Source organism: Pseudomonas sp. GM78, assembly GCF_000282475.1.
In the GTDB taxonomy this organism is placed as follows: Bacteria; Pseudomonadota; Gammaproteobacteria; order Pseudomonadales; family Pseudomonadaceae; genus Aquipseudomonas.
The window spans coordinates 12,952-28,531 of the sequence record NZ_AKJF01000082.1; the positions used below are offsets into that span (position 1 = coordinate 12,952).

The window sequence follows — 15,580 nt, forward strand, 5'->3', positions numbered from 1 at the left end:
CTGCCTGAAGCGCATGGCTCTTCGGGCAACGCGACAGTTCCCAGATCAGTTCGCTGCCGCATAACGAAGATATTCGGCACTGATCCGGTTTGAATGGGTGACCAACCCGCGGACGAAGGGTAATCGTGCTGCTTCATAACGGGCCAGCACAGCGGCAACGGGTTCGTCTGCGCTTCGTTCTGCGAGTAGACGAGCCAGCACCGCCGCATCTTCCACTCCGGTCAAAAAGCCGCGCCCGGTCATCGGTGACACGACGTGGGCAGCGTCCCCGATGATGGCCAGTGCGCCACGTGCCAGCCGCTGCGGCTTGTACTCGGCAATCGGGGCTCCGCTCAATACATTCGCTGAGCGCACACCGACAGTCACTGCCTCCGCCCACATCATGGGCCAGACCTGAGGGACCTGGGCGACTAAGCCAGACCTCACGTCTTCTTCGATCGTCCCGCGTCTGAGTGTGCCCACGATGTGGCCATCGGCACTCAGGCAACCGGTGTTACGGAGCAATGCCTCCTGATGCACATCGAACCATGCGAATGTCACTTGACGCTGGCCTGGCTCCATCGAGCCGTCGCGACCTGGAAGTACCGCAGCAACGAGACGATATCCGCCCACGAATTCAATCCATAGGCCACCATCCGACGGCCATGGAACGGAACGCGTCAGCGTTCGCTCCTCGACCAACCCACGCCACACCAGATAACCGGCATAGCGGGCAAACGGTGCATCTGGCGTGATTGCCTGGCGAACGATGCTGAGATATCCATCCGCACCGATCACCGCTGCGGCAAACCTCTGCGTTCCGTCGGCAAAGGAGAGTTGTGCCCGATCCCCAAGGTCTGCGACTGAGATAACAGCTTTGCCTTCTTCGAGGACAATGCCGGGTGTTGCGAGAGCCCGGTCTCGTAGCCAGTTGTAAAGTGCTGGCCAGGTCGTCAGCTCACGATAGGCGGGGACCACGGGCAAGATGGGCGCAGCACGTGGATCATGGCCAACCGTCGTCGCGACCAGTTCAAGATCGATACTCAGGCTGTCTCCACCGTGCACGCGCGCGACAGAGCGCTCAACGACACGAACGGGGACGCCCCTGGTCGCGCAAGCGAGCGCAAGCGTGAGGCCGGCAAGGGATGCGCCGACAATAATAATTTCCGGGTGCGTGGTATTCATCACGTGTAAGCACTCATAGCATCAAATTCGTGAAAGTATTCCGGTTCATCTAAAGGTCTTCTGCGTGACTGAAATGATGAGCGCGATCACCGCCACGCCGATCACGACCCAGAAATATTCCATGCTGGCGACCAGAGTCGATTGCTGCTGCAGCATTTGTGCGTGCATCGCCACCGAGATTTGATTCGCTGTCGTGGCGCCCACTTCGGATGACAGTGCTTGCGCCAGCTGTTGAGTCTGCTCCAAATAGAGAGGGTCACTGGCGCTGAAGTGCACGTTGAGGTTGTCGTATTGCGTGGTGGTGCGCCATTGCAGAAACAATGTGGCTACAGTGGTGCCTATCGCCATGGCGATCTGCCCCATCATGTTTTTGATCTGGTAGGCATGCGCGAAGAGCTTCTCCTCTTGCATCACGTCCCGAAAGGTCTGCATCGCGGCCGTTGACATCACCAACATCACAAAGCTGCCGTTGAGAATCAATGCCGGCAGAATGTTCGACCACATATTGGCGTTGGGAGGAGAGCAGCCAGCCAAAGCCACCCAGCGAGATGAATCCCAGAATGAAGAACTTCTTTGGGGCAGGGTACTTTGGCAGGAGAGTGGCCATGATGACCCAGGTGGCCAGGGTGCCGGTCAGTCCGATGGCCTGGAATGTACCGATGGTGTCCCAGGAGTAGCCCAATCCTGTTTGCAGGAAGTACGGCAAGATGTAGTTATTGGCGCCCAGTACAACGTAGGCGTAGCAAAACAGCGCCACGCCCTGGAGGTAACGAGGCTGCATCAAGTCTCTGACCTTCAGGAACGGCTTTGTCTTGTTGTGTTCGGCGTGGAAGAAGGTGTACACCCCCAGTGCTGCCAAGAGTGCGCAACCGACGATGATGAAGGTGTCGTTGTAAAAGTCGTAGTAGGACCGTTGCAAAATGTAGAGCAGAAAGAAGCTGCTGACTGACAACAAGAGAATGCTTGCCAGGCTTAAGGGGGTTCGCTCCTCCTCGGGGATAGGGCTGGTAGGTAGAAAGCGCACGCAAAGTGCTGCTGCAACCAGGGCGCCAACGATCAAAATCCAGAAGATGGCATGCCAGGTATTTTCGGCCACCACTAACGACGAGATAAAAGGCGCAGCCGCCGTCCCGCCAGCGAGCCCGGTGGCAAAAACTTTGATTCCCGTGAACCGGCCCGGTCCAGGGGGAAGCAGGTTGATCATGAGGCGTGCCGACGTCATGAACGAGGCCCCACCCAGGGCCATGACGACTCGACCTACGGTGAAGCTGGTCAACTCACTGCTCACGCCACACACGAAAGCGCCCAGCACGAAAACGCTGATTGAACCGAGCATGAAATTGCGCCAGCCCAGGCGCTCAGTCAACCAATGCTGTTTCGAAATCACCACCACAGCGATACAGGCATACAGGGCGGCCACCAGGCTGAATTCTTCAGGGCTGGCCTCGATTTCGCCGCGAATCGGTGCATTGGCAAAAGCGATCATGCCCGCCTGCAAATATTCCAGCGCACAGAGCAAACCCACAGTGAACAACAAGGCAGCGTGTTTTCTGTACATGATTCCCCCGTCAAAATTTCAAGTTTTGGGGGGCATGGTCATTACCCTCATTGGCACTGATCACACGTTCCACAACTCCATTGGCGTCCTGGAGCTCGCTCTTGAAAACCTCGGTGCTGTAAGCCGGTTGTTGCGCAACGGTCTTGTTCAAGACGGAACCAGTGCGATCGGATGTATTGACCGAAACCCGCATGGACAAACCTAGGCGCAAGGGGTTCTGTGCTATTTCCTGTGGCCGTAAAGCGATCCTTACCGGCACCCGTTGGGTGACCTTGATCCAGTTGCCCGTAGCGTTCTGAGCCGGCAGCAAGGCGAAAGCACTGCCGGTACCGGCATCCAGGCCGATGATGGTCCCGTGGAATATGACGCTGCGGCTGTAGGCATCCGCGCGCAGCTCAACGGGTTGGCCAATACGCAGGTCTTCAATCTGCGATTCCTTGAAGTTGGCATTGACCCAGACTTGATCACCCGGCACCACCGACATCAGCGCGACGCCCGGACTGATTTTTTTGTCCGACCTGCACGGTGCGTTTGGTGATTACGCCTGCAACCGGAGAATTGATTTGGGTGCGATGCAAGGCCATGTAGGCATCTCGCAGGTTGCTTGCCGCCACCAACACATCCGGGTGAGTGCGAAGTGTAGTGTCGTCGACCATCGCGCGCCGAATGGAGAGGGCGTGTTTGCTCCCATCAAGCCCTGCGATTGCGTTCTTGAGGACGTCGGCAGTGTGACTGATCTCTTCACGAGAAACTGCACCACTGTCGGCGAGCAGGTTGCGCCGACGCAAATCATCCCGGGCCTTGCGCACGTCATTTTTACGCTGCTCGACTTCAGCCTGGAGTTGCTGGACCTGATAGTACCCAGTGCGTGCCAGGCGTACTGCGCGTGCGAGATTGGACTGGGCGCGCTCGTACTGAATTTCGGCATCCACGGCGTTCAATGTGACCAAGGGCGAGTTGGTATCGACATGATCGGTGTTGTCGTTGCTGATTGCCGTCACGGTACCGCTTACTTGTGAAGTCACCTGAACAACATTGCCGTCGACATAGGCATCGTCGGTGGATTCGCTATCCAGTCTCAGGAGGTAGGTACTGCACAAGGCAACGACAAGAAGCACTATGGCTGCAATCAGCAACAATGTAGGACGATACGACGTTCGTAGTTGAGGGGAGGGTGATGGGGAGAGCGTGTCTTTAGTCATAATGTCATGTACCCATCAAAGGGGGAGTGGCCTTGTCGGGCGCAGGATTTCGAGCATGTATCCGCTCCTCAAAGCCGACAAAGGCGCGCTTGCAGGGGAAGCTGCTTTCGATTTCAGGTCTATCAACGGGGTTGGAGCTTTCCGAACGCACCCTGCTGATATCGATCAAGGGCTTCGGCCAGCGCGGGCTGAGAGGCAAGCGCCAGCGGTCCTTGCCAAAACACCGGCTGGTTAAGCGGGGCGCCAGAAAACAGCACGGCTTTGGCGTTGCCCTTGGGTGCGCGCAACCTGACTAAGCGATCGTCACCCAGCGGCAGATTCACCGGCAGCTTCAGTTCGATGAGATTGAAGGTGAGACCGTCGACCAACACATCGCCATCAATCGGCATCACGAACGCCACGTGCCCTTCGGGGATCGGAACGCTGAGTTCAGCGCCGTCCTCGATGGAGATGTCCAGCACGGTCACATCGGTGGGCACCGACAGGGGGGACGACACCTGTGCGAAACTGCCCAGTGGCACGCGCACCTTGCTCCCCGGCAACCGAACCACGGGCACATCCTGGGCTTCAAGACTGAGCGCAAACGGAGCGTCGGCCTGGCGCTCCTGCGGCAAGTTGACGAAAATTTGCAGCATGTGCACCGTTTTACCTGGCTCAGCCGGCACCTCCTCATGCACCACACCTTTACCAGCTGCCGTCCAATGCAGCCCGCCGGGTCTAATCAGGTTGCGATTACCCAGCGCATCCCGGTTTTCGATCCCGGTCTCGGAATCAAGAAACAGGTAGGACACCGCCGAGAATCCGGCATGCGGGTGTGGTGGAAAAGTCGGCCCGCTGATCCAGGCATGATCGACAGCAAGGAAGGGGTCGATAGGCTTGGCGAACTGATTTCCACGCAGACTGAAAGCCCGGAACTGGCTGCCGTGATTCATGCGCTGCAGACGTGCAATTGGTGACATGGCCGTGTTCCTCAGACGCGTTGCGCTGCGGGCAAAGCAGGGTAGTCGATATACCCTTGCGCACCCGGTGCGTAGAACGAATTCTTGTCCGGAACGTTGAGCTGGGCGCCTGTGCGAAAGCGCTCGGGCAGATCCGGGTTGGCGAGGAATGCACTGCCAAAGACGGCAGCATCGGCGTGGCCGTCAGCGATCAGGGATTCGGCGGAGCGTTGATCGAGCCCACCACCGATGAGGTAACTGCCGTCGAACAGTGGGCGCAGCAACGTGTGGTAGTCGACGCTGGCTCCGAACAGGGCCACGTGCAGATAGGCGAGACTCAGTCCATGCAGGTGTTCGACCAGATAGGTGTAGGTTTCTTGCGGGTTGGCATCGACGATGTCGTTGAAGTTCATTTCAGGAGAGATCTTTAGCCCCACCCGATCACCACCAATTTCCGTCGAAATAGCGGACAGCACGTCCAGTACAAAGCGCACACGGTTTTCAACCGACCCACCGTATTCATCCGTGCGCTGATTGCTACCCGTCGAGAGAAATTGTTCAGGCAGATAGCCCGACGCGGCATGCAACTCGACACCGTCGAAACCCGCCTCGATGGCCAGGCGCGCCGCTTGGCGATAGCCCTCAATGACAGCGGCGATCTCAACCACGCTTAGTGCATGGGGGGTGACGAAATCCTGAAGGCCCGTCGCGGTCCAGGTCTGGCCGGCGGGTTTGATCGCGGAAGGTGCCTGTGGCTGGGCTCCATTCGGAAGCAGCGAAGGGTGCGAAATACGGCCACTGTGCATCAGTTGCATGAAAATCCTTCCGCCACGAGCATGCACGGCCTCGGTGACGTTCTTCCATGCGGCGACTTGTTCTGCCGTTTCTATACCTGGAGTACGGACATAACCTTTGCCCATTGCAATGGGGAATACGCCTTCACTGATGATCAGGCCGGCGCTGGCACGCTGTGCGTAGTAAGTCGCAACGAGTTCACTTGGCACGCCAGCATCATCGGCACGCGAACGCGTCATTGGGGCCATGACCATACGGTTGGAGAGGGTGTAGCGACTGATCTGGACTTGGGAAAAGAGAGAATTCATTGTGGGGCTCCTCAATAGTGATGGAGCCATCATTGACCAATCCGAATCCGGGATAAACTAGGTAAAACTGAAATGACTAATCCATTAGTGGAGCAATGCCTTTTAGCGGATTTCGCGATAGGCTCGGAAAATTCAGCGATCCCCTCGTGAGCGCAACTACGTTGGTAGAAAGCTAATACGGCTGACGCCTAGAGGAGGGGGCACCTGTTTCGGGCGGATTTATGCTTCGGCTTGGCAGATCACATGCCATGCTGCAGGCAGAATGAACTCGACCGTGGTGGCCCACGGTCGTTGTCATAGGCTAATCGACACTCAATAGTTGCTGTCGAATGTGGACGCTGTTCAATCGATCATCGGCGTCCATATCCGTCTCAGTCAGAATGTCTGATATGCCTGAACCTTCTTCGACCCTATCCAACCAGTACAGCACTGCTTTCTTCATAAACCAATGTGGCGTTCGATCCAACGAAGCGGCTGCCTGTTTGATCCTTTGCTTTGTTGAGGGATCAAGTTTTATCCCTGTCGTCGTGCTCACACAAGCCTCCTCCCTATTACCTGCCTTTTTCCATGAGCATTAAGCTGCAGTGGCTGCTACGTGTTGAGCGGTAGCCTTCGCGTTTCGACGATAGGCAAGTAGTAAGCCGATGTACCAGACGGGCATCACATAGAGGGCAGTACGAGTGTCTGGCTCCAGGGTAAGGAGACACAGAACAGAGATCAGGAAAACTTGAGCCAGTGCTGCTGTGAGCCTGCCACCGGGAAGCTTGAATTTGGATCGCAAGTGAGCCTCGTGGTCCTGGCGACGGTATGCGAAGTAGGACATGAGAATCAGTGACCATGTGACGATGACCATCACAGCGGAAATGGTTGAGACCAAAGTAAAGACGGCCATCACGTCTGGGATCACGAACAACAGTGTCAACGCGATAGTCATGCAGAGGCCAGAAAACATCAGCGCTCGGACTGGCGTACCGGAGCCGGACAACCTCCCAAATGCCTTCGGCGCCTGCTGCTGGTGAGAAAGACCGTAGAGCATCCTTGAGCCCGAATATACGCCGCTATTGGCGGAGGATGCTGCAGACGTCATTACTACGAAGTTGATCATACCTGCAGCAGCTGGGAGGCCACCCAATAAGAACAGTTCAACGAAAGGGCTGCGATTAGCCGGGACATTGGCCCAAGAGATCACGCTGATGATGCAGGCGAGTGCTGTGATGTAGAACAAAAGGATACGCAGTGGGATCGTGTTGATCGCCTTAGGCAGTGTTTTCTCGGGGTTATGGGCCTCAGCCGCTGCAGTACCAATCAATTCTGTACCGACAAACGAGAAGATTGCGATCTGGAATCCGGCCAGGAAGCCGACAATGCCATGGGGCATGACCACGCCAGGCTCAACCAAATGGCTGAAGGAGGCGGTTACGCCTACTGGGGAGGTATAGGATGTGGCGACCATTACGAGGCCTGTGATAACCAGTGCGACGATGGCGATGATCTTGACTAGGCCGAACCAGAACTCCACTTCACCAAACGCCTTCACGGCCAGCATATTGAGTGCTACGAGGAGGAACATCGTAGCGAAGGCCGGAATCCATGTGGGTAAGTCTGGATACCAATATTGGAGAAATCCTGCCACGACGACCACGTCGCCAACCGCTACTACTACCCAACTGAGCCAGTATGACCAGCTCAGTATGAAGCCGGCACGTGGACCAAGGTAGTGATGGACGAGATCTGCGAACGACCCCATTTCAAGATTGGCAAGGAGCATTTCCCCCATTGCCCGCATGATACAGAAGACAAAAAAACCGATGATTGCATAGACCAGGATAATTGATGACCCAGACAGCGCAATCATCTTTCCAGACCCCATAAATAGGCCTGTACCAATTGCTCCACTAATAGCAATCAGTTGGATGTGTCGATTTTCCAAGTGCCGTTTTAATGTTCGACTATCACTTTGAGTCTCGTCTTGCGGCTTGCACGTTTGATGCATGTTTGACCTCTTATTTTTTTCTGTGAAGCCTCAGCCTATCCCTCTTGATTGAAGGTGTTTTTATTCAGGCGTGAGTTATTGACGTCTCGTAAAACAAAGATTGGGCTTGTCCACAGACTTAGTTATTCCAACCTTTTAGCTCCCCCATACATGCTCGGAGTCGCTCAGCCATACGCTGGAGGCAACCCATTCTGCCAGCCACAGTTGCCAACCGGAACGCTACAAAGCGTCAGGCCGGAGCGCAAAATTAAGCACTTTGCATTGAAAACTGTGCAGATTGATAAGCTGCACAGACATGGTGCAAAACCGCGCCAATCTGGCTTACATCTTGAAGGTCGATAGGAGGATGCTGGTCTCGGTGTTTTCGATGTGCTGGATCGAGCGGATGTTATTCAGCGCCTTATCAAAGGCTTCCAGCGTTTCCGCCCTGAGTTCCGCCATGAGATCCCAGCGGCCATTGGTAGTGTGGATGGCGACAACGTTAGGATGCCCGCGTAGAGCGTGTTTGACCTCGGCGGCATGGTGCCCGCTGATGCCGATACTGGTGATTGCTCTCACGCCGCGTTCTATGGCGTCAGACTGAAGACGGATCGTATACCCCATGATGATGCCTTGGTCTTCAAGCTTCGTGAGGCGATTCTGAACGGTGGCGCGTGCGACTTTCAGCTTCTTCGCCAGCGTCATTACCGGGGTGCGAGCGTTGTCACGCAACAGAGCGATAAGCTCACTATCAATGCTATCCATCAACGCCTACCATCCAAATTGCTATTTTAAGTTAGCAGATTGTCTAGGAAACCGATAATTCTGGCAACCTGTAGGCTTCAATTTGTATTGTTTTTTCATCAAAATTTCCGAGGTGGCAAGAATTCATACTTAGCGCTCGCCCTGCACTACTTAATGGCTGGCGCACTCATTAGGTGCATAAGATGACACATTTCATAGACGTTCCTACAATGTCTGATCTAGTTCACGACATCGGGGTAGTCCGGTTCTTGGGTGAGCTTTCCGATGTAATTCGGGACGACTTTAAGCGCTGGCCGGAATTCGATAAGTCTGCCCGTTTAGCAAGTCATTCTGAAGTAGGCGTCATTGAGTTGATGCCCGTGGCAGACACCACTCAATATGCGTTCAAGTATGTAAATGGCCATCCTGCCAACACCTTCAAAGACCTCCACACCGTTATGGCATTTGGCGTGTTGGCCAATGTAGAAACTGGTTACCCAGTCTTGCTTTCTGAGCTGACCATTGCGACTGCACTGCGTACCGCCGCTACTTCACTGGTGGCCGCCAAGGCGCTGGCCCGCCCTGATTCTCGGAGGATGGCTCTCATCGGCAACGGTGCCCAGAGTGAGTTCCAGGCGGTGGCATTCCATAAGCACCTCGGAATCCAAGAGATCGTTGCTTACGACACCGACCCGCTCGCCACTGCGAAGCTGATCAGGAATTTGCAGGAGTACCCAGAGCTCAAGATCACTCGAGCCGAAAGTGTTGTCGAAGCTGTGCGGGGCGCGGACATCGTGACCACCGTTACCGCAGATAAGGCCTACGCAACGATCATCACGCCTGAGATGCTTGAGCCTGGCATGCACTTGAATGCCGTTGGTGGCGACTGCCCTGGCAAAACTGAACTCCACGTTGACGTCCTTCGTAATGCCAAGGTGTTCGTGGAGTACGAGCCACAGACCCGCATCGAAGGTGACATTCAACAGCTCGAAGCTGACGCCCCTGTATTTGACCTCTGGCGGGTGCTCACCGGTGAACAAGAAGGTCGCCAGAGCGCTGAGCAAGTGACCGTGTTCGACTCTGTTGGCTTTGCTCTTGAGGACTACTCGGTACTGCGCTACGTACTCCAACAGGCAGAAAAACGTGGAGCTGGCACGAAGATCGACCTCGTTCCATGGGTCGAGGATGATCCGAAAGATTTGTTTAGCCACACCCGTGGCAGCTCCGCCAAAAAACGCATCCGACGCGTTGCATAAAAAAGCCCCTGCATTGGTGACTCAAGATGGCATTTCCTACGCGTTCGATTCAAGCGCCTGCGGCAATTGTGATGGTTCGTCCACACGCCTTTACGCCTAACCCAGAAACGGCTGCAGACAACTCGTTCCAGAGCTCGAACCATGACCTCGCGGCATTAAACCTCGCTGAGGTGGCTCGTGATGAGGTGACTCAGGCTGCTGAGCGGTTGGAGGCTGAGGGTGTAAGGGTTCACCTGTTCGATGATTTCGGTGAAAAGAACACCCCAGACTCTGTGTTCCCGAACAACTGGTTCTCTACTCACCCTGGTGGGCACGTCGCAATCTACTCGATGTATTCGCGAAACCGTCGCCGCGAAAGGCGTACAGACGTAATCGAGATGCTCAAACAGGAGTATCGGGTTCAGGACGTGATTGACTATTCTGGCCTTGAGCAAGACGAGTTGTTCCTCGAAGGCACCGGGGCCATGGTGTTCGACCACATGTCTCGGGTGGCCTATGTGGCGCGTTCGAATAGAGCAGATCCGATTGCCTTGGAGCGCTTCTGTACACACTTCAATTTCGAGCCAATGGTGTTCGATACGGCGGATGAGAAGGGAACTCCGATTTACCACACCAACGTTTTGATGTGTGTGGGGACTGAGTTCGCGCTGGTTGGTTTTGGCACATACACCAACAAGGCTAGAGCTGAAGAAGTTCGTATGCGCCTGAGAGAGTCTGGTCGAGATGTTATCGATCTGACGAACCAGCAGATCAATGAATTTGCCGGCAACGCAATCGAACTCTCTGGGCGAGACGGTCGCATCCTGGCCCTCTCGCGTAGAGCTTTCAGCAGCCTGACCCAGGAGCAGTGTCAACGCATCGAGCGTTCGGCCAGGTTAGTGCCGCTGGATGTTCCAACTATCGAGATGGCCGGTGGCTCCGTCCGTTGCATGATCGCGGGAATCCATCTTTCGCCTCGGAAGTAATCCTCCGGTAAGAAAAATCCCCATCCTCTGTCGGTGGGGATTTTTCTTCGTCAACTTGCGACGCTGTCGTGGCCTTGAGGTGCTGAGACACCTAGAGCGTGGCATGACCCATTGCGCGTCCGCATGATTAGGGCCAGGTCTTCGAGGCCTGAACGCTCAGCAAGTACAAAAGCAACATTCCGCAGCGCAGAAGTGAGCCTAAGCAACCCGATATGCGTACCAATGGCGTTTTCGATCAAAACAAGCCTTCTGCAACCTGTATTAGCATCTCCTCTACCTGGTGAGTACCTGATGCAGTTGCGAGCATCGCGATTGGATCCTTTCCTGAAAAACGACTCTTGGGCTTCGAAAGCCACGACCGGGCTTTCTCTTCGCTCCCAAATACCACTTCCGCCATAGCCAAGATATAGGCATTTCTGAATAGGCGGTCACTCTCATCTACTGTAAGTTTCTGCCCGCGCGACAACCGGAAGCTGAGTGTCTTGTGAGAGACAATGTGGTCACGTTGATGTAGGGGGATCTTGCCCAGCTCACAAAAAATATTGAACCGGTCGATTGAAAAGCCTGCAAAGATCATCTCGTGGAGATCAGAGTCTGAAGCGTCAATAGGGAGATTGAGTAATTCTGACAACCCGCCCCGGAAGGCACGATAAAAATCCTCTTTCAGCACTTCGGGAAGCATGGTGCACCTTCATGGTTGGATCTTTGCCACTTAGTATCTGGCAGATCCATATTGCATGAAAGCGCGCAGATTTTGACGGCCTATTCCACATGGATCATTTGGAACTCGAGGGGCAGGGAAGCGCCCAGTCACTAGGGTGCTCGGTCAGGAGCGAAAACCCATAAGGATGGCTAAATCCATATCAACGCATGCGTATTGGTTCAGTCGCTTGCCGTCAAATCAGAAGCCAATTCGTGGAGAGACAGCGCTTCTGGCAAGAGAAATTGCGGCTCGCAATCCAATACGGTGGCTATGCGGTATAGCTTTTCCACGGTGATGTTGACTTCACCGCGCTCAATACGCCCCATATAGCTACGATCGACACTGCAGGAGTGCGCCAAGGCATCTTGGGAAAATCCTTTGGCCTTCCTTTGTGTCCGTATTCTTTCGCCCAATGCCTTCGCAAGCTGATGCATAACCGCCTCGGTTCCCACTGAGGCGGCACTATCGTGCGTTTGCGGATGAATCAACCACGGATTATAATCCGCATTTTGGCTGTTCCGCGAATTTCCCTTCCAGGTGCCTGCATGAAACCCGATTCATTCATCCTCGACAGGCGGCTCTACGACCTGTTTCAGCAGGGGCATCTACGCCAGTTTACGACCCAGGATCTACGTGACGCCTACGCTGCGCACCTGACGGGTATGACTTTCAACAGCAGTGACTTGCGTCGATATGTCTATGAGCAGATCCGACGCATGCTGCGTACCGGATGGGTCATTCAGGATGAAAAACGACAAAAGCGGGGTCAGATCTATCACTGGCAGAGTATTCCGGCGAACTTGCAGGTGGAGCTCATCGACAATGGGTACGAAAGCAGTGCTAAGCCGGCGAACAAACCGTCTCATCAACCCTTACAAAGCACTGATCCAGAGCAGCCAGGCCCAGGTGTGATCGAGCACCTGGAGTCGATACTCAAAGAAATTCGGCTCGACTTTCTTTCTTCGATGGGAGAGGCGGAGCGGTATAAACAGCTGCTCGACGAAATGCCGCATCTGAAAGACCAGGTCGAAGGCGAATATCTGGAAGCACGAGACCGAAGCTCCCGTCTTTTAGGACATCTCCGAGCGGTCGAAAAGACGCTCAAGACAGTCACGTCCGCGCGATGAAAGCATCTCCGAGAAAATGGCAGAACCAATGCATTGAAATCGCGTTGGAGCACTACACCTCAACGCCGCACTTCTTCTGTCAGGCCACCCCAGGGGCCGGGAAAACTCGAATGGCCGCCGAGCTGGCTCGACAACTGATGGAGCAGGGCAAGATCGATCTCGTACTCTGTTTTGCTCCCTCATGCCAAGTCGTCGACGGCTTTCGCGCGACATTCTCTGCTGTATTGGGGAGGCGCCTGGATGGACTTATCGGTGCCATTGGAACCGCATGTACCTATCAAGCGATGGAGCACCAGGATGAAGCTTTCTGGGGGCTTTTCGATGACTATCGCGTGTTTGCAGTATTCGACGAGATCCATCACTGCTCAGGACACGATCCACTTTTGAGCAATGCCTGGGGGCAACAAATTCTTTTGAAGATGCAGGACCGTGCCGCCTTTACCTTGGCTTTATCGGGCACACCCTGGCGCTCCGATGACAGAGGTATTGCTCTGGCTCGTTACTCCAACCCGGAAGGCAGATTGATTTGCGATTATAGATACGGTCTCAAAGAAGCCATTTTTGACGGGGTTTGTCGGTCACCTCGCATCGTTCTGTTAGATAACCAGATGCTGAGGCTCAAAGAAGATTCTGCAAGTGACAGTACCGTCAAGATTTTTCCCAGCATCGCTAAGCTACTGCGTGAGTCACCGGTCTCCTACGAAGACCTGATTTGTCATGAGGAAGCGCTCAGCCAGTTGCTCGACCTGGGGAGCAAGAAACTTGATGAAATGCGAATGCTTAAACCGAATGCCGCGGGCTTGGTTGTTGCCACCAATATCGAGCATGCACACCAAGTCGCTATGGCGCTGAAGGACATGGGTGAAAGCTTCCAGGTCGTGACCACCAGAACCCCGGACGCGCAACAGGTAATCAACGGGTTCAAAAATAGCGATTGCCGTTGGATTGTGGCGGTGGGAATGATCAGCGAGGGGACTGATATTCCGCGGCTTCAAGTTTGCTGCTACCTCAGTCGAATTCGTACTGAACTGCATTACCGTCAGGTGCTGGGAAGAGTCCTTCGACGTATGGGCGAGATTGACGATCAAGCTTGGTTGTTCGTCTTGGCGGAGCCGACACTGAAGCGATTCTCTCAGCGTATCGCCGATGATCTGCCGGAAGATTTGGCTGTTGTGTGCTCAGTAGGTGAGCCTGCACCCCAGGCTTGTTCAATCGAAGGTGAGTTGGATTGTGCTGTGAACGCTCGCCCTGGGGACCAGGGAAACTCAACACCTACCGTTACAGCGCAGAAATTTCTATCACCGGTCGATTTATCCCCTGCATCGACTTATCACATAAGCTTTTCGAAGAATTATCGCCAGCAGCTGCTGGCCGTTTTTTGATGTGCATTTTGTCCATTGCAAGGCCATATCAATGCTGGTTCAGGGGGCCAAGGTCCGCCTGTGTTGGATCCCTGTGATCCATCTCTCCGCTGAGCTTAGCCAGATGCCGGGCTTCTTTAGCACTGATGGAGGAGGGAGGTACCTGGTTGTGATCGGCGCGACAGCAAGCCATTTTGCTCATCAAAAGCGTGAGGGTGGTAATGAAAGGTAAGCGCAAAGCGAAAACATCCAAATGGGCCATGAAGTTTCGATTTGAAATGGAGGCTGAGCGGTTAATGTCCGCTAGGTCCGAAAAAGCGTCAAATCGTTTTCTTGATGTCGCGCTGCATTTGGGTTCAGCGCACGAGCCGCTAGGCAAGCTCGCCGGGGCGCCACCCAACAACCACTCAAATAGTCCCGATCTGCCAGCGCTGCTTTCCTCCGTCATCAACATCGTTTGCCAGGCAGGACAACTTCTCGTAACAGAATGGCAACGAGCAGACGGGCCAAGGGGGCAGGGGGACAAGGCAGTAGTTGATGTGGAAATTGAACAGCTTCTACGTCAGCAGTTGCTTGACCTGTTGTTCTGCGACTTCTGGGGGGAGGAGACCGACCATACCCTGACAGGAGATTCATGGTGCTGGGTTGTTGATCCCAACGATGGCACAAATGATTTTCTGAGAGGGCTAAAAGGTTCAGCTATTTCAGTCGGCCTTCTGCACAAGCACACGCCAATATTAGGTGTGGTTTATGCGCCTGTAACGATAGAAGGTGTTCCAGATTGCATCGCTTGGGCTGAGGGATTGTCCAATTTGATACGCAATGGGAAATCCGTATCACCCAAGCTTCCGGACATGATTTGGTCGAGCGATAGCCGTGTGATGCTCAGTTCAGCTGCCGTGAATAAGGCAGAAATAAATCAAGAGCTTTGTGCTCCAAGCAGTTTCGTCGCCATGCCCTCGATCGCCTATAGGCTTGCAAAAGTAGCCGCTGGCGATGGCGTGTGCGGTGTATCTGTCTGCCCTGTGTCTGCTCATGATGTTGTTGCGGGTCATGCGTTGCTTAGGGGGACGGGCGGAGTTTTGCTCAATGAAACTGGAAATTCAATACAGTACGTAACGCAGGACAACATGCAAGTAGTATCAAGACGCTGCTTTGGTGGATTGGAAGCTGTGTGCCGGACATTGGCTGCTCGAGAATGGGATCGCATTTTCACAGATGATTAATTACTTCCTGGAGAATTAGTCTGTCGCATGAACCGCTACCAGTAGGCAACAAACTATCCGCGTTAATCGTTCCGTACATTCAAGAGGTACACCGGCAATGTATAAATCCTTGAGCCAGAGTCAGGTTCGTCGCCGCTTGCGCCGACTCCTTGCGCTGGTCAATCAAGGCTACACCTTTGTCATCACCAAGCATGGCAAAGCGGCTTGTTTGCTCTTGGAGGAGAAAAGGGAAAGAGGGGATGATAAATGAGCAAAGCGCCT

The 15,580-nt window shown here is 54.4% G+C and carries 14 protein-coding genes and 2 pseudogenes; 6 read left to right on the plus strand and 10 right to left on the minus strand.

Features of this window, described 5'->3' with window-relative positions:
• Positions 1 to 45: 45 nt before the first annotated feature.
• From PMI35_RS17855 to PMI35_RS17830, 8 genes and pseudogenes are all read right to left on the minus strand, one after another.
• Positions 46 to 1,164, minus strand: coding sequence for an FAD-dependent monooxygenase (locus PMI35_RS17855; RefSeq protein WP_008059034.1), 1,119 nt, complete (start codon positions 1,162 to 1,164; stop codon positions 46 to 48).
• 45 nt (positions 1,165 to 1,209) lie between these two features.
• Positions 1,210 to 2,722 (minus strand): annotated as a pseudogene (locus PMI35_RS17850) (MFS transporter).
• A 10-nt stretch (positions 2,723 to 2,732) separates the two neighbouring features.
• Positions 2,733 to 3,924: pseudogene (locus PMI35_RS0132565) on the minus strand (HlyD family secretion protein).
• Between the two features lie 122 nt (positions 3,925 to 4,046).
• Positions 4,047 to 4,883 carry a pirin family protein gene (locus PMI35_RS17845; RefSeq protein ID WP_008059043.1) on the minus strand — a complete coding sequence of 279 codons (837 nt, stop codon included), beginning with the start codon at positions 4,881 to 4,883 and terminating at the stop codon, positions 4,047 to 4,049.
• A gap of 11 nt (positions 4,884 to 4,894) precedes the next feature.
• Positions 4,895 to 5,965: an alkene reductase gene (locus tag PMI35_RS17840; RefSeq protein WP_008059046.1), complete on the minus strand. Its 1,071-nt coding sequence runs from the start codon at positions 5,963 to 5,965 to the stop codon at positions 4,895 to 4,897.
• 301 nt (positions 5,966 to 6,266) lie between these two features.
• Entirely contained in the window at positions 6,267 to 6,500 is a 234-nt protein-coding gene (locus tag PMI35_RS0132570) for a transcriptional regulator (protein WP_032831557.1), read from the minus strand.
• Between the two features lie 39 nt (positions 6,501 to 6,539).
• On the minus strand, positions 6,540 to 7,958 hold the full coding sequence (locus PMI35_RS17835; RefSeq protein ID WP_008059048.1) for an amino acid permease: 1,419 nt from the start codon (positions 7,956 to 7,958) through the stop codon (positions 6,540 to 6,542).
• Between the two features lie 321 nt (positions 7,959 to 8,279).
• Entirely contained in the window at positions 8,280 to 8,702 is a 423-nt protein-coding gene (locus PMI35_RS17830; protein WP_008059052.1) for an Lrp/AsnC family transcriptional regulator, read from the minus strand.
• A 182-nt stretch (positions 8,703 to 8,884) separates the two neighbouring features.
• On the opposite strand from PMI35_RS17830, the gene PMI35_RS17825 reads away from it, so the two are divergent.
• The gene (locus PMI35_RS17825) at positions 8,885 to 9,937 is read left to right on the plus strand and encodes an ornithine cyclodeaminase (RefSeq protein WP_008059053.1); all 1,053 of its coding nucleotides are present in this window, start codon (positions 8,885 to 8,887) and stop codon (positions 9,935 to 9,937) included.
• A 26-nt stretch (positions 9,938 to 9,963) separates the two neighbouring features.
• A complete protein-coding gene (gene ctlX / locus PMI35_RS17820) occupies positions 9,964 to 10,902 on the plus strand; it encodes a citrulline utilization hydrolase CtlX (protein WP_050562615.1) in 939 nt (312 codons plus the stop codon).
• 235 nt (positions 10,903 to 11,137) lie between these two features.
• Here the strand turns inward: ctlX and PMI35_RS17815 are convergent, their stop codons facing one another.
• Together PMI35_RS17815 and PMI35_RS17810 are read right to left on the minus strand one after the other, a co-directional pair.
• Positions 11,138 to 11,584, minus strand: a complete 447-nt coding sequence (locus PMI35_RS17815) for an antitoxin Xre/MbcA/ParS toxin-binding domain-containing protein (protein WP_008059055.1) — start codon at positions 11,582 to 11,584, stop codon at positions 11,138 to 11,140.
• Positions 11,585 to 11,784: 200 nt separating this feature from the next.
• The gene (locus PMI35_RS17810) at positions 11,785 to 12,039 is read right to left on the minus strand and encodes a helix-turn-helix domain-containing protein (RefSeq protein ID WP_008059056.1); all 255 of its coding nucleotides are present in this window, start codon (positions 12,037 to 12,039) and stop codon (positions 11,785 to 11,787) included.
• A 111-nt stretch (positions 12,040 to 12,150) separates the two neighbouring features.
• Between PMI35_RS17810 and PMI35_RS17805 the strand changes: the two genes are divergently transcribed.
• The 4 genes from PMI35_RS17805 to PMI35_RS34615 all read left to right on the plus strand — a co-directional run bounded on the left by PMI35_RS17805 (position 12,151) and on the right by PMI35_RS34615 (position 15,569).
• Positions 12,151 to 12,732, plus strand: coding sequence for a hypothetical protein (locus tag PMI35_RS17805; protein ID WP_008059057.1), 582 nt, complete (start codon positions 12,151 to 12,153; stop codon positions 12,730 to 12,732).
• Entirely contained in the window at positions 12,729 to 14,114 is a 1,386-nt protein-coding gene (locus PMI35_RS17800) for a DEAD/DEAH box helicase (RefSeq protein WP_008059058.1), read from the plus strand. The genes PMI35_RS17805 and PMI35_RS17800 overlap by 4 nt, the downstream gene beginning before the upstream one ends.
• 200 nt (positions 14,115 to 14,314) lie before the next feature.
• Complete coding sequence (locus tag PMI35_RS0132580) at positions 14,315 to 15,319, plus strand: inositol monophosphatase family protein (protein WP_008059061.1); 1,005 nt, start codon at positions 14,315 to 14,317, stop codon at positions 15,317 to 15,319.
• Between the two features lie 97 nt (positions 15,320 to 15,416).
• Positions 15,417 to 15,569, plus strand: a complete 153-nt coding sequence (locus tag PMI35_RS34615) for a hypothetical protein (RefSeq protein ID WP_008059063.1) — start codon at positions 15,417 to 15,419, stop codon at positions 15,567 to 15,569.
• The last annotated feature ends 11 nt before the right edge of the window (positions 15,570 to 15,580 follow it).

What these genes read in the sequence shown, in the direction of transcription:
- ctlX (WP_050562615.1), top strand. Translation starts at nt 9,964, where the DNA reads ATGGCATTTCCTACGCGTTCGATTCAAGCGCCTGCGGCAATTGTGATG.
- PMI35_RS17855 (WP_008059034.1), bottom strand. Translation starts at nt 1,164, where the DNA reads ATGAATACCACGCACCCGGAAATTATTATTGTCGGCGCATCCCTTGCC.
- PMI35_RS17835 (WP_008059048.1), bottom strand. Translation starts at nt 7,958, where the DNA reads ATGCATCAAACGTGCAAGCCGCAAGACGAGACTCAAAGTGATAGTCGA.
- PMI35_RS17800 (WP_008059058.1), top strand. Translation starts at nt 12,729, where the DNA reads ATGAAAGCATCTCCGAGAAAATGGCAGAACCAATGCATTGAAATCGCG.
- PMI35_RS17825 (WP_008059053.1), top strand. Translation starts at nt 8,885, where the DNA reads ATGACACATTTCATAGACGTTCCTACAATGTCTGATCTAGTTCACGAC.
- PMI35_RS0132580 (WP_008059061.1), top strand. Translation starts at nt 14,315, where the DNA reads ATGAAAGGTAAGCGCAAAGCGAAAACATCCAAATGGGCCATGAAGTTT.
- PMI35_RS17845 (WP_008059043.1), bottom strand. Translation starts at nt 4,883, where the DNA reads ATGTCACCAATTGCACGTCTGCAGCGCATGAATCACGGCAGCCAGTTC.
- PMI35_RS17840 (WP_008059046.1), bottom strand. Translation starts at nt 5,965, where the DNA reads ATGAATTCTCTCTTTTCCCAAGTCCAGATCAGTCGCTACACCCTCTCC.
- PMI35_RS17810 (WP_008059056.1), bottom strand. Translation starts at nt 12,039, where the DNA reads ATGCATCAGCTTGCGAAGGCATTGGGCGAAAGAATACGGACACAAAGG.
- PMI35_RS17805 (WP_008059057.1), top strand. Translation starts at nt 12,151, where the DNA reads ATGAAACCCGATTCATTCATCCTCGACAGGCGGCTCTACGACCTGTTT.
- PMI35_RS17830 (WP_008059052.1), bottom strand. Translation starts at nt 8,702, where the DNA reads ATGGATAGCATTGATAGTGAGCTTATCGCTCTGTTGCGTGACAACGCT.
- PMI35_RS17815 (WP_008059055.1), bottom strand. Translation starts at nt 11,584, where the DNA reads ATGCTTCCCGAAGTGCTGAAAGAGGATTTTTATCGTGCCTTCCGGGGC.
- PMI35_RS34615 (WP_008059063.1), top strand. Translation starts at nt 15,417, where the DNA reads ATGTATAAATCCTTGAGCCAGAGTCAGGTTCGTCGCCGCTTGCGCCGA.